The 12448-nt window shown below is 65.3% G+C and carries 9 protein-coding genes; all 9 read left to right on the top strand.

The window, feature by feature from the left end; all coding sequences use genetic code 11:
• The first annotated feature begins 30 nt into the window (after nt 1–30).
• The 9 genes from DKT77_RS18650 to DKT77_RS18690 are packed head-to-tail and all read left to right on the top strand — an operon-like array spanning nt 31 to nt 12429.
• Nucleotides 31–2229 (top strand): type VI secretion system Vgr family protein, encoded by a 2199-nt coding sequence (locus DKT77_RS18650; RefSeq protein ID WP_109813161.1) that lies wholly within the window; start codon nt 31–33, stop codon nt 2227–2229.
• A gap of 9 nt (nt 2230–2238) precedes the next feature.
• The gene (locus DKT77_RS18655; RefSeq protein WP_109813162.1) at nt 2239–2856 is read left to right on the top strand and encodes a DUF6931 family protein; all 618 of its coding nucleotides are present in this window, start codon (nt 2239–2241) and stop codon (nt 2854–2856) included.
• Entirely contained in the window at nt 2853–3143 is a 291-nt protein-coding gene (locus DKT77_RS18660) for a PAAR domain-containing protein (RefSeq protein WP_109813163.1), read from the top strand. Before DKT77_RS18655 ends, DKT77_RS18660 begins: the two co-directional genes overlap by 4 nt.
• Entirely contained in the window at nt 3140–4627 is a 1488-nt protein-coding gene (tagH, locus tag DKT77_RS18665; protein WP_338016096.1) for a type VI secretion system-associated FHA domain protein TagH, read from the top strand. Before DKT77_RS18660 ends, tagH begins: the two co-directional genes overlap by 4 nt.
• 28 nt (nt 4628–4655) lie before the next feature.
• Nucleotides 4656–5996: a type VI secretion system baseplate subunit TssK gene (gene tssK / locus DKT77_RS18670; protein WP_109813164.1), complete on the top strand. Its 1341-nt coding sequence runs from the start codon at nt 4656–4658 to the stop codon at nt 5994–5996.
• Between the two features lie 19 nt (nt 5997–6015).
• Entirely contained in the window at nt 6016–7434 is a 1419-nt protein-coding gene (icmH, locus tag DKT77_RS18675) for a type IVB secretion system protein IcmH/DotU (protein ID WP_109813165.1), read from the top strand.
• Nucleotides 7434–11024 carry a type VI secretion system membrane subunit TssM gene (gene tssM / locus DKT77_RS18680; RefSeq protein WP_109813166.1) on the top strand — a complete coding sequence of 1197 codons (3591 nt, stop codon included), beginning with the start codon at nt 7434–7436 and terminating at the stop codon, nt 11022–11024. The genes icmH and tssM overlap by 1 nt, the downstream gene beginning before the upstream one ends.
• 2 nt (nt 11025–11026) lie before the next feature.
• Entirely contained in the window at nt 11027–11719 is a 693-nt protein-coding gene (tagF, locus tag DKT77_RS18685) for a type VI secretion system-associated protein TagF (RefSeq protein WP_109813167.1), read from the top strand.
• Nucleotides 11716–12429 carry a PP2C family protein-serine/threonine phosphatase gene (locus tag DKT77_RS18690; RefSeq protein ID WP_109813168.1) on the top strand — a complete coding sequence of 238 codons (714 nt, stop codon included), beginning with the start codon at nt 11716–11718 and terminating at the stop codon, nt 12427–12429. Before tagF ends, DKT77_RS18690 begins: the two co-directional genes overlap by 4 nt.
• Nucleotides 12430–12448 lie beyond the last annotated feature (19 nt).

Genomic DNA, 12448 nt, shown 5'->3' on the forward strand with positions numbered 1-12448 from the left:
GGCCGGTGTTCCGGACAACGGGGAAATGGCATGGCTGGCATCAAGATAGACCCGATGAAATACCCGATCCGGATGGAAGGCAGCTATCCGGACGAGGGGCTTGCCCTGATCGGCGCGACGGTCGCCGAAGGGCTGAGCGAGCTGACCTGCATCACCGCCGAGTTCGTGTGCTCCAACAGGGCGCTGAAACTCGAGGACATCGTGGGCAAGAAGATGCGCGTTGTGATGGATCCACCGACCGGCCCCAAGCGGGTTTTTCCAGGCACCTGCGTTTCGGTGGAATACCTGGGCGCAGATCGTGGACCGGGCCATTTCTGCGCCGAGATCCGGCCGTGGCTCTGGTTCCTGACCCGCACCCGCGAGTGCCGCGTCTTCCAGGACAAGACCGTTCCGGACATCATCCGGCAGATCTTGGGCGACTACGGGTTCTCCAGCGACCTCGATGATCTTCTGACCGGAAGCTACGAAACCCGCGATTACCTTGTGCAGTACCGCGAAACGGACTTCGATTTCCTGTCCCGCCTGATGGAGGAGGAGGGGATCTACTACTTCTTCACCGAGAAGGACAACCGCGAGAAAATGGTCCTCTTGGACGATCTCGGGGCACATAAAACCGTGACCGGCACCGAGAAGATCCCGTTCATCTCTCGCGGCTCCGACGTGACCCGGCAGGAGCCGCACATCTTCGACTGGACCAGTGCGGAACGGGCCGTCAGCGGCAAGGTCACGCTGGCCGACTATGACTTCACACGCCCGACTGCCGACATGAAGTCGGTCAAGGATATGCCGAGCGGCGTTCACAAACTGAACGACCGCGAGATCTACGACTACCCGGGACATTATCGCAATACCGCCGTTGGCAACAACCGCGCCCGGGTCCGGATGCAGGCCGAGGCCGTGCGCCACAAGACCGCGTCAGGGCAGGGCAACATCACCAATCTCGGCGTCGGACTTACGTTTACGCTCGACGGACATCCCCGCAAGGCCGACGACGTCAGCCACCTTGTCACGCAAGCGGTGCACCGGCTGGTTCTGACCGGAACGGACCTTCCCGCGGTCAGACCGAACGGGCCACTGCACGGCGTGCTGGCGCAGATGGCCAAGGGGCCGGACCCATACGAAGTGTCGTTCCGCACCATTCCGGCCAGCGAACAGTTCCGCGCCCCGCTGAAGACCCCATGGCCCGAGATCTCGGGCGTGCACACCGCCCGGGTGGTCGGCCCGTCGGGGGACGATATCTTCACCGACAAGTACGGCCGCATCAAGGTTCAGTTCCACTGGGACCGGCTGGGCAAGAAAGACGACAAGTCGTCCTGCTTCGTGCGTACGATGATGCCCTGGACCGGCAAGAACTGGGGCATGATCGCGATCCCGCGCATCGGGCAGGAAGTCGTCATCCATTTCGAGGAGGGCAATCCCGACCGGCCCATCGCCATCGGGATGCTGTACAACGCGGATACGATGCCGCCCTATGAGTTGCCCGGAAACATGACACAGTCCGGCATCAAGACGAATTCCTCCAAGGGCGGCGGCGGCTTCAACGAGTTGATGTTCGAAGACAAGAAGGACAGCGAACTGGTGCGCTTCCAGTCCGAACGAGACTACCAACAGATCGTGAAGAACGATGCGAAGATCACCGTCGGGCTGGAACACAAGGACAAGGGCGACATGGATGTGACGGTACATCGTCACCTTACGGAAACACTCGATACCGGGGATCACACCTTCAAGATCGCCGAAGGCAGCCAGAAGATCGACATCAAGAAAGACAAGAAAGAAACGATCGAAGGCAAATCCGACCTGACCGTGACGGGCAACGTGACCGAAACGGTCAAGACCGGCAATGTCTCTCAGACCGTCAATACCGGCAACGTCTCTCAGACCGTCAAGACGGGCAATGTCACAGTTTCGATCGACAAGGGCAACCTGTCGGAGGCGATCAAGATGGGAAACGCGGAACGCACGCTCGACATGGGCAATGAAAAGACCACGCTGAAGCTGGGCAACCGCACCGTCGATGTGAAACTCGGCAAGATCGACGAAAAGGCGATGCAGGGCATCACGCTGACCTGCGGCGGATCGTCGATCAAGATCGATCCGATGGGGGTGACCATCAAGGGCCCGATGATCAAGATCGAGGCAAGCGGCATCCTGCAGGCCAAGGGGGCGATGACACAGATCCAGTCGCAATTGCTGATCCTCAAGGGCAGCATGACGATGATCAACTAGGGGATACAGATGTCTGAACGTTTCGCCGGACTGAAGAAGATCCCGAAGGAACCCGCGCTGAGGCAGCTTGCGCTGGCCAACATGCGGCTCGACACGGCGCTGAGCGCCCCTGCCTCCGCCCCGGTGGACCAGGTTCTGGCGGAACTGGAGGCCGCCGATGCCTGGCTCGACATGCTGCGCCTGCTGGCCGCCGCGCTGCCGCCGCGCGAACGGGTGTGGTGGGGCTGTCTTGCCGCAGAGGACACGCTGGCCGATCCGAAAGCGCCGCCCGCCCCTCTGGCCGCGGCGCAGGCCTGGGTGTTCAAGCCCGGCGACGAGACACGCGACCGGGCGCGAGCCGCCCTGGAGCTGGCCGAATTCGACGACACCACAACCCTGTGCGCAACGGCGGTGGCGATGTGCGACGGCAAGCTTGGCACCGGCGATCTTGCGGCCTACGATGCGCCGGTCGGGGCTGCCGCCATGGCGATCTTCGGCGTCGCGCTGCTGTCGCTCAGCACCGCTGAGGGGGACAGTTTCGATGCGCACAAGACCCGCCTGATCGACCGGGCGCTGGACATTGCGCGCGGTGGGAACGGTCGGCTGGGCGGCGACAATGCCGCCGTGAAGGAAGGAGAGCCGTCATGATGCCCTGTGCCCGCATCACCGACATGCATGTTTGTCCCATGGTCACTGGCGTGGTGCCGCATGTCGGCGGCCCGGTCCTGCCGCCCGGTGTGCCGACCGTGCTCGTGTGCATGCTGCCCGCCGCGCCGCTGGGCAACATGGCGGTCTGTGTCGGTCCGCCTGACAGCATCGTCAAGGGGTCGGCCACCGTGTTGACCGGGTCGCGGCCACAGGCCCGGATGCTGGACAATTGCGCCCATGGCGGCATGATCGTTTTGGGGGCACCGACGGTTCTGGTGGGCGGATGACAGCCCTGAGCGTCACAGTCCATTTCCAGTCCACCGGCACGGTGCCCGGCGACGGCCGCCCGGTTGCGATGTTCGGCGCATCGCTGACCATCGGCCGTGGGGCCGAAAACGATATGGTGCTTCCGGACCCTCAGAAGGCGATATCCAAGCGGCATTGCGCGATCGAGACGGCGCATGGCGCAGTCGTCGCCATCGATATGTCCACCAACGGCACTTTCCTGAATTATTCCAAGATGCCGATCGGCGACGTGCCCGCGCCGCTGAACGACGGCGACGTTCTGACCATAGGTTCCTACGAACTGCTGGTCGAGATCCGCGAGGCGGCGGCGGCACCAACCATCTCGCCCGCGCAGGGCGGGCCGGACGCGCGCAGCGACGATCTGCTGGGTGACGATGTGGCAGGGGGCGATTTTCTTGACGATCTGCTGGGCGACGGCGCGCCGGTGACCGGCCCCTCCAGCATTACGCGGCGTGACGATTTTGACGATGACGGCCTGCTGCCGCCGCTGGATGACGACGATCTGTTGGGGGACGCGCCGCCGCCGGGCCCGGCCGCGGGCGCAAGCCAGCCGGATCACGCCCCGTCGGCGGAGGATCATTTCCGCCCCTCACCGGTCACGCAGTCGATCATTCCCGAAGACTGGAATCCCGACGATCTGCTGGGCGACGAACCGCTCAGCCCGCCCGCGGGCGCAACGGGCCCGGACGCGGTGCAGGGCGCGGCGGATAGCCCTGCCGCGGATCCGTTCGCCGATGACCCATTCGCGACGGCGCCACCCGCACCCGCGACGCCGTCCGAACATGACGCACCGCAAGCGACGCCGCCACAGCAAGCCGCCGCAAATGCGCCTGATCCGGACCAGACCGCTGCCGCCCGGGCCGCAACGTCGCCCGGCGCGGGTCAGGAAGCCGCGGCGCGCGCCTTCCTGAAGACTGCCGGGGCGGAAGGCCTTGCACTGTCCGATGATGACCTCGTGCCGACCCTGTCGCGCATGGGCCATGTCATGCGGATTCTGATCAAGGGGCTGCGCGAGGTCCTGATGACGCGGACCTCGATCAAATCGGAATTCCGCATCCAGCAGACGGTGATCGGATCGGGCGGGAACAACCCGCTGAAATTTTCCATCAGCCCGGAACAGGCAGTGGAGGCGATGATCAAGCCTTCGACCACCGGTTATCTCGATCCGATCGAGGCGGCGGAACAGGCATTGCAGGACATCAAGGCGCACGAAATCGCCATGATGACCGGAATGGAAGCCGCGTTGAAGGACGTGCTGCGCCAGTTGTCGCCCGAGGAACTGGAGAAGCAGATGCATAGCGGCGGGGGCCTTGGCGGGCTGTTGAAGGGCCGCAAGGCACGATACTGGGAAGTCTATGAAAAGATGTATGCCGAGATTTCGGACCGCGCCGAGAATGAATTCCACGAGATGTTCAGCCGCGAATTCGCCCGGGCTTACCAGGCCCAGCTGGAACGATTGAAGTGAGACAGACGATGCGAAGCGAGGGCGAATAATGTCTTGGGAAAGCAAGGTGCTGTGGACCGAAGGCCTATTCCTTCAGCCGCACCACTTCCAGCAGGCCGACAGGTACCACGAGGCGCAGATCGCAGGGCTGGCCGCCCGCATCGCACCCTATGCCTGGGGCATGTCCGAAATCGAGATCGACACCGATCTGCTGAAGGTCGGCCAGTTCAACCTGCGGTCCTGTTCCGGTCTCACGCCGGACGGCGCGGTGTTCCGCGTGCCGGGATTCGACGACCATCCCCCGGCGCTCGACGTGCCAGCCGGGGTCAAGGACTGCATCGTCTACCTCACCGTTCCGCAGCGGCGGCAGGGCGCACTCGACGTGGACATGAGCGGCACGGAACTATCGGCCGCGCGGTTCAGGCCCGACGAGATTGACATCCGCGACACCACGGCTCGCGGCGGCAAGGAAACCCGGCTGGCTGTGGGCAAGCTGCGCCTGCAATTCGCGCTGGAGGTGGACGACCTTGCCGACCGGCTCTCGATCCCGATCGCCCGGATCATCGAAGTCCGCCCCGACCAGGAAGTCGTTCTGGACAGCGCGTTCATCCCGTCCTGCCTCGATCTGCGAGCGGCGGCACCGCTGCGAAGCTTCCTTGACGAACTTACCGGCCTGCTGGTCCACCGGATGACAGCGCTGTCGGGGCGACTGACCGCCGGGGCCGGGGCCAAGGGCACAGCCGAAATCCAGGACCTGCTGCTCCTGATGACAATCAACCGGACCGTGCCTTTGCTGCGGCAACTGTCGCAGCAGGACAACGCGCATCCCATCACCCTTTTCCGGGACTGCGTGGCTCTGGCGGGCGAGTTGTCCAGCCTGTTGTCGCATGAAAAGCGGCCGAACGAGTATCCCGCCTACCAGCACCACAACTTGACCGGGTGCTTTCTGCCGGTGATCCGCGATTTGCGCACTTATCTGTCGGCCGTGCTGGAACAGACGGCGGTCGCCATCCCAATCGAGGAGCGCAAGTTTGGCATCTGGGCGGGACGGCTGGCCGACCGCAAGCTGATCGGCACCGCGAGCTTCGTTCTGGCGGTGTCCGCCGACATACCAGCGGAACGGGTGCGGCGGCATTTCGCGGGGCAGGCCAAGATCGGCCCGGTGGAGGAGATCCGCCAGCTTGTCAATTCCGCGCTGCCCGGCATCGGAGTGACCGCGCTACCGGTCGCGCCGCGCCAAATCCCCTACAGCGCAGGTGTGGTATATTTCGAATTGGATGCAAGCAGCCCCTACTGGGGCAAGATGACGACATCGGGCGGGATAGCCGTGCATGTGTCGGGCGAGTATCCCGGCCTGAACATGGAATTGTGGGCTATCCGCAGAAGCTGAGGAAAAGGGGCGCAGGTCCATGTCCGACGAAGACCCGTTTGCCGAACCCGAGGACGGCGAAAAGACCGTGATCCGGCCCAATCCCGGCGGTCGGCGACCCGGCGTCGCGACCCCGGCGTCGCTTCCCGTGGGCCCCGGCGTCGCACCGCGCGCGGTTGCGGCGGCCCCAGCTCCAAGCGGCGGATCTGCACAGACGGCGGGCATAGCGGGCGCAGGCGGCGGCGTTGCCGAGGCGGCGATCGTCGGCGGCATGACCGGCATGAACCCGCTGAACGCCGCGGCAGCGACGCTGTTCGCATTGGTCAGCCGAATCCGCAACCGCGCGCAGCATCCCGACCCCGACGCGCTGCGCCGGTCGGTCGTCGGCGAGATCCGCGCCTTCGAAAGCCGTGCCATGCAGGCCCGCATCGACGAACGGTCGGTAAAGGTAGCCCGTTATGCGATCTGCGCGACGCTGGACGACGTTGTGCTGAACACGCCGTGGGGCGAGGCGTCCAGCTGGTCGACCCAGTCCATGGTCGGCACCTTTCACCGCGAGACAGTGGGCGGCGACCGTTTCTATGACCTGCTGGCGCGGCTGGAGCAGGACCCGGCCACGAATATCGACCTTCTCGAATTCCTGTTCATGTGCCTTTCACTCGGCTTCGAGGGGCGGCTGCGCGTCGAACAGGGCGGGCGCGACAGGCATGCGCAGGTGCGCGCCGGGCTGGCGGGCATCATCCGAGCGCAGCGGGGCGCGGTCGAAGCCGACCTCTCGCCGCATTGGCAGGGGGTGGAACGTCCGCACAAGCCGCTGTCGGCCTGGCGCCCCGTCTGGCTGGCGGTATCGATCGCGGCGGTGCTGTTGGGCAGCGGCTTTGTGGGTCTCTCATATGCGCTGTCGTCGAACACGGCGGACCTGACCGACCGGCTGGCGGCGCTCGACCGACCCGGCGCCGTCGAACTGGAACGCCGCGCGCCGCCCGTCGTGCCAGTGCCCACCGTGGACGAGGAAGCGCAGCTGAAGCAGGTCGCCGGCTTCCTGAACGTCGAGATCAACGACGGCATCGTGAAAGTCTTCCAGAACGCCAACACGATCACTGTTCGCCTGACCGGCGCGGGCATGTTCGGGTCCGGCTCCGCCGTGCTGCAAACCGCGTTCGAAACACCCCTGTCGCGAGTCGCCGACGCGCTGAATGAAACCGGCGGGCCGGTGATCGTGGCCGGCCACTCGGACAACGTGCCGATCCGGTCGGCCAAGTTTCCCAACAACCTGGCGCTGTCGCTGGCACGGGCTGAGTCGGTCAAGAGCTTCCTCGCCGGGAAACTGGACGACCCGTCGCGCCTGAAGGCCGAGGGACGCGCCGACAAGGAACCCGTGATGTCGAACGACACGGCAGAGGGGCGCGCCGCGAACCGGCGGATCGAGATCGTTCTCGTGCGGAAGGATGTGCAGTGATGGGCAAGGTCTTGAGGGCACTGGGATCTTCCATCGGCATCACCATGATCGTAGCGCTGTCGCTGTCGCTGTGCATCTGGTTCCTTGGCGGCTTTCTCGGGATCGGCGATGCGCGCCCGCTGGAAAGCGTAGCGGGCCGACTGGTCGGGCTGGGCATTCTTTGGATCGTCGCGCTGATCATCGTGCTGATCCTGCTGCTGACCAGTCGCAAGCGCGACGCAGCCCTCACCGAAGAGATCGTCACCGCCGCCGATACCGCCGGGCCTGATGATGGCGTCCTGAAGGCCGAACTGGACGAGATGCGTGGCAAGCTGCGCGCTGCGATGGTCACTCTGCGCAAGTCCAAGGCCGGGCGCGGGCACCTGTACGAACTGCCTTGGTACGTCATCATCGGTCCGCCCGGCGCGGGCAAGACCACGGCGATCGTCAATTCCGGTCTGCAGTTCCCCCTGGCCGGTGACATGGGCAAGGCCGCCGTGGGCGGGGTCGGCGGCACGCGCAACTGCGACTGGTGGTTTACCGACAATGCCGTGCTGGTCGACACTGCCGGGCGCTATACCACCCATGAAAGTGACAGCGAGGCGGACAATGCCGCGTGGCTCGGGTTCCTCGGCATCCTCAAGAAGTACCGCAAGCGCCAGCCTATCAACGGGGCGATCGTGGCGATCAGCCTGTCCGACCTGTCAATGCAGGACGAACAGACACAGCGCAACCACGCCGCAGCGATCCGCCGCCGCCTGTCGGAACTGCAAGAAAAGCTGGGCGTGCGATTCCCGGTCTATGTGCTGTTCACCAAGGCCGACCTTCTGGCCGGCTTCATCGAGTTTTTCGACCCACTCGGCAAAGAAGCGCGCGGCCAGGTCTGGGGCTTCACCTTCCCCTTGAAGCCCGCCAAGGACAGTGGCGGACCGCTGGCCGGGTTCGACACGGAATACGGCGCGCTGCTGGACCGGCTGAACGCGCAATCGCTGGACCGCATGCAGGCCGAGAGCGACGCGCAGAAACGCAGCTTGATCGCGGGTTTCCCGGCGCAGGTCGCGTCGGTCAGGCAGGTCGCACACGACTTCCTGACCGAACTCTTCCAGGAAAGCCGCCTCGATCATGCGCCACTACTGCGCGGGGTCTATTTTACCTCCGGCACGCAGGAGGGCTCTCCGATCGATCGGCTGATGATGGGCATGGCGCGCACCTTCGGCATCGGGCGGCAGGCCATCGGGTCGGGCAGCGGGTCTGGCCGGTCTTATTTCCTCACGCATCTGTTCGACCGGGTCGTGTTCCGCGAATCCGGGCTGGTTTCGGCCGACGACCGCGTCGAGCGGCGCTATCGCTGGGCCAAGCGGGGCGCGATCGCCGCCACGCTGCTGATCGCGGCGGGAATGGGCACCGCCTGGACCCGAAGCTACATGGGCAACACCCAGTTGATTGCCAACGTGGCCGACCAGACCGCCCGCTACGAACAGGCCGCTGCGCTGATCCCGCCCAGCCCGGTAGGCGACACGGACCTTCCGTCCATTGTGCCCGCATTGGACCTGCTGCGCGCCCTTCCGGTGAACCCGGTGGACGGCGCGGTACCCGCCCCCGCCGGACTTGGCTGGGGGCTGTATCAGGGGCAGGTGATCGGCACTCAGGCCGAACAGGCCTACCGGGCCGCGCTCAATGAATACCTGCTGCCCCGGCTTCTGCTGCGCCTTGAAGAGCAGATGCAGAGCAACATCAACAACCCGGACCTGCTGTACGAGGCGCTCAAGGTCTATCTCATGCTCGGGCTGATCGGACCGATGAATGCCGAGCTTGTCACCCAGTGGATGGAAGTGGACTGGCTGCTGGCCTACCCAGGCCCGCAAAGGGCGGACTTGCGGGCGGCGCTGTCAGACCATCTTGCCGCGATGCTTAGCCAGCCCATGGACCAGATCACATTGAACAACGACCTCGTCACACAGGTGCAGACCGTGCTGGCGCGGATGCCGCAGGCGCAGCGGGTCTACAACGGGATCATCAACAGCAACGCGGCGACCGATCTGCCCCAGTTCCGGCTGACCGATGTCGGCGGCCCGTCGCTGTCGCGCGCCTTCGTTCGATCCACCAACGCGCCTCTGAACGAGGGCATACCCGGCATCTACACCTATGACGGCTTCAACGGCGTCTTCCTTGCCGAAGCCCTGAGCGTCGCCGAACGCATCCAGCGCGATGCCTGGGTGCTGGGCGAACAGAACGCCATCGAACAGACCGACGCGGCGCTGGCCGCGCTCAGCCGTGATGTGCTTGACCTTTATTACAACGACTTCATCGCGCAATACGACAAGCTGCTGGCCGAACTGGACATCATCCCTTTGGTCTCGCTGAGCCACGCGGTGGAGGTCACCAACGTGTTGTCGGGACCGACATCGCCGATCGTCAACATACTGACTGCGGTGTCGCAGGAAACCCAGTTGACCCGCGTGCCCGAAGAGGAAACCGCCGAGGGCGGCGTGAGCGGAGATCAGGCCGCAGCCGCCGGCAAGCTGGCCGCCAAGACGCTGAAGATCAAACCAAAGCTCAGCCCCGCCGCAACCAAACTGCTGCGCACCATGAACGCAGCCGGGGGTGGAAGCGGCGAAGTGCCCGATCAGCCCGGAGAATACGTGGAGGACAGGTTCGCCTGGCTGCACGAACTGGTTGCAAGCCAGGACGGCCAGCCTTCGCAACTCGACCTGATGATGCAGTCGCTGACGCTGGTCTACCAGGAACTGAACAAGCTGAACTTCGCTGGCGGGCTGGGCACACCGTCGACCGAAGTCTCGGCGCTGGCACAGTTTCAGGCGGACGCCGCGCGCCTGCCGGGGCCGATGCAACGCTGGGCGCAGCAGATCGCCCTGGGATCGTCGGGCATCACCGCCGACACCACCCGCGCCGGGCTGAACGCGCAATGGCAATCGGGTGTTTTGCCGATGTGCAGCCAGGCAACCGGCAACGCCTATCCGTTCGACCGGCGCGCCGCCGCCGACATCTCGCTGGCGGATTTTACCCGCCTGTTCGGACCTGGCGGCCTGATCGACTCGTTCTTCACCCAGAACCTTGCCGAATACGTGGATATCCGCACGCGGCCGTGGTCGTGGAAAACGGCGGGAGGTGGCGACCTTGGTATCTCGGCGTCGGTGCTTCAACAGTTCCAGTACGCGGCCGAGATCCGCGATGCATTCTTTGCCGGTGGCCCGGCGGCGGGTGTGCAGTTCCAGATCACTCCCGAAGCGCTCGATCCCGGAGCCGAGGCGATCATCCTGGAAATCGACGGGCAGACGATTGCCTTCCAGAACACCGACGGCCAGCCGCGACCGACCGCCGTGACCTGGCCAGGCACCGTCGGGCTTGCGCGGGTGACGTTCCTGCCGCCGCGCGCCGGATCGGAAAGCACGCTGAACCGCGATGGCCCTTGGGGCCTGTTCCGGTTGCTTGATGCGGCCGAAATCCGCGATACCAGCGCTTCGGACCGAAAGCGCATCATATTCAACATCGGAGGGCGGATCGCGATCTTCCAGATGCAGGCCGGATCGGTCCTCAACCCCTTTGCCCTCCCGGCGCTGACGGCCTTCAGCTGCCCCGAAACCTTCTAGGGATGACCGGGTTCGGCGCCTTCGGGAAAATCCCCGCGCTGGGGGATTTTCTCAGGTTCGACATGCCGCAGAGCTTCATTGCGCCGTGGGACCGGTGGGTGCAGGAAAGCCTGACGCAGGCGCGCGCCGCACTCGGCCCGCGCTGGAGGGGCTGCTATACCACCGCGCCGATCTGGCGCTTCACACTGACCGCCGGGCTGGCCGGGCCAACCGGCGCGCAGGGCATCTTGATGCCGTCGGTGGACCGTGTCGGGCGGCAGTTTCCGCTGACACTGGCGACGCTGCTGCCGGCAGGCCGGTCCGCCGTACAGGCGCATATGGCCGCCGCCGGCTGCTTTGACGTGCTGGAGCATATCGCGCTGGACGCGCTGGAAGATACGATGACACCGGCGCGCCTGACCGAACAGGTGCGCGCGCTGCGCCCGCCGCCTATGCCCGCCGCGCCCAACTGCGCCGCAGGGTTAGGTTTTCTTGCTGTCGCCCTGCAGGATGACAGCGATCCCTGTCACGCACTGGCTGCCCACGAGGCCGCCGCCCGCTTCCGCACACCGTCGGTCTGGACGGCAGTGCTGGACGGCGACACGCGGCTGCTGCTGACCGACGGTCTTCCCGGCGCCGGGCAGGTGGCGGGCCTTTTCGACCTTCAGGCCGAGCCGTGGCGCGGCGTCCCGCGAAGCGAAAGGATCCATGCATGACGGGCATCCGGTACAATGCGGTGACCCATGTGGGGCGCGTGCGCAAGATCAACGAGGACAGCATCCTCGCCCTCCCGGACCAAGGCATCTGGGTAGTAGCGGACGGCATGGGTGGCCACGCGGCGGGAGACTTCGCCAGCCAGACCATCGTGGAACGGGTCGCCGCGCTGCCACAGGACCTGTCGCCCGGCGACCGGATGCGCAGCCTGCGCGACGCGATCCAGACCGCGCATGACGCCATCCTCGACGAGGCCGCACGCCAGGGCGGCGTCACCATTGGCGCCGCCGTTGTCGCCCTCATGGTGGCCGATGGCCATTTCGTCGCGTTCTGGGCGGGGGACAGTCGCCTCTATCTCTACCGCGACGGGGCGATCGACCTGCTGACATCGGACCATTCCGTCGTTGCGGAATTCGTGAAGGCCGGACGCATGACTTGGGACGAGGCCGAGATGCACCCGCAATCCAATGCGATCACCCACGCGGTCGGCGTGGGCGAGGTGCCGGGACTTGAGAAGATCCGCGGTCAGACCCGTCCCGGCGACCGCTTTCTGCTGTGCTCGGACGGGCTGAACAAATACGCAGGCTTCGAGACGCTGCGCCAGACGCTCAAGGCGGCGCCGATCGAGACGGTCACCGACCGTCTGCTTCAGATCGCGCTCGATGGCGGCGGCAAAGACAACATCTCGATCATCGTTTTGGACGTGCTCTAGGCCCTGCCCAGTGCGACGG

It is taken from the genome of Meridianimarinicoccus roseus, from assembly GCF_003172915.1.
Lineage (GTDB): Bacteria > Pseudomonadota > Alphaproteobacteria > Rhodobacterales > Rhodobacteraceae > Meridianimarinicoccus > Meridianimarinicoccus roseus.

What these genes read in the sequence shown, in the direction of transcription:
- DKT77_RS18650 (WP_109813161.1), top strand. Translation starts at nt 31, where the DNA reads ATGGCTGGCATCAAGATAGACCCGATGAAATACCCGATCCGGATGGAA.
- DKT77_RS18655 (WP_109813162.1), top strand. Translation starts at nt 2,239, where the DNA reads ATGTCTGAACGTTTCGCCGGACTGAAGAAGATCCCGAAGGAACCCGCG.
- DKT77_RS18660 (WP_109813163.1), top strand. Translation starts at nt 2,853, where the DNA reads ATGATGCCCTGTGCCCGCATCACCGACATGCATGTTTGTCCCATGGTC.
- tagH (WP_338016096.1), top strand. Translation starts at nt 3,140, where the DNA reads ATGACAGCCCTGAGCGTCACAGTCCATTTCCAGTCCACCGGCACGGTG.
- tssK (WP_109813164.1), top strand. Translation starts at nt 4,656, where the DNA reads ATGTCTTGGGAAAGCAAGGTGCTGTGGACCGAAGGCCTATTCCTTCAG.
- icmH (WP_109813165.1), top strand. Translation starts at nt 6,016, where the DNA reads ATGTCCGACGAAGACCCGTTTGCCGAACCCGAGGACGGCGAAAAGACC.
- tssM (WP_109813166.1), top strand. Translation starts at nt 7,434, where the DNA reads ATGGGCAAGGTCTTGAGGGCACTGGGATCTTCCATCGGCATCACCATG.
- tagF (WP_109813167.1), top strand. Translation starts at nt 11,027, where the DNA reads ATGACCGGGTTCGGCGCCTTCGGGAAAATCCCCGCGCTGGGGGATTTT.
- DKT77_RS18690 (WP_109813168.1), top strand. Translation starts at nt 11,716, where the DNA reads ATGACGGGCATCCGGTACAATGCGGTGACCCATGTGGGGCGCGTGCGC.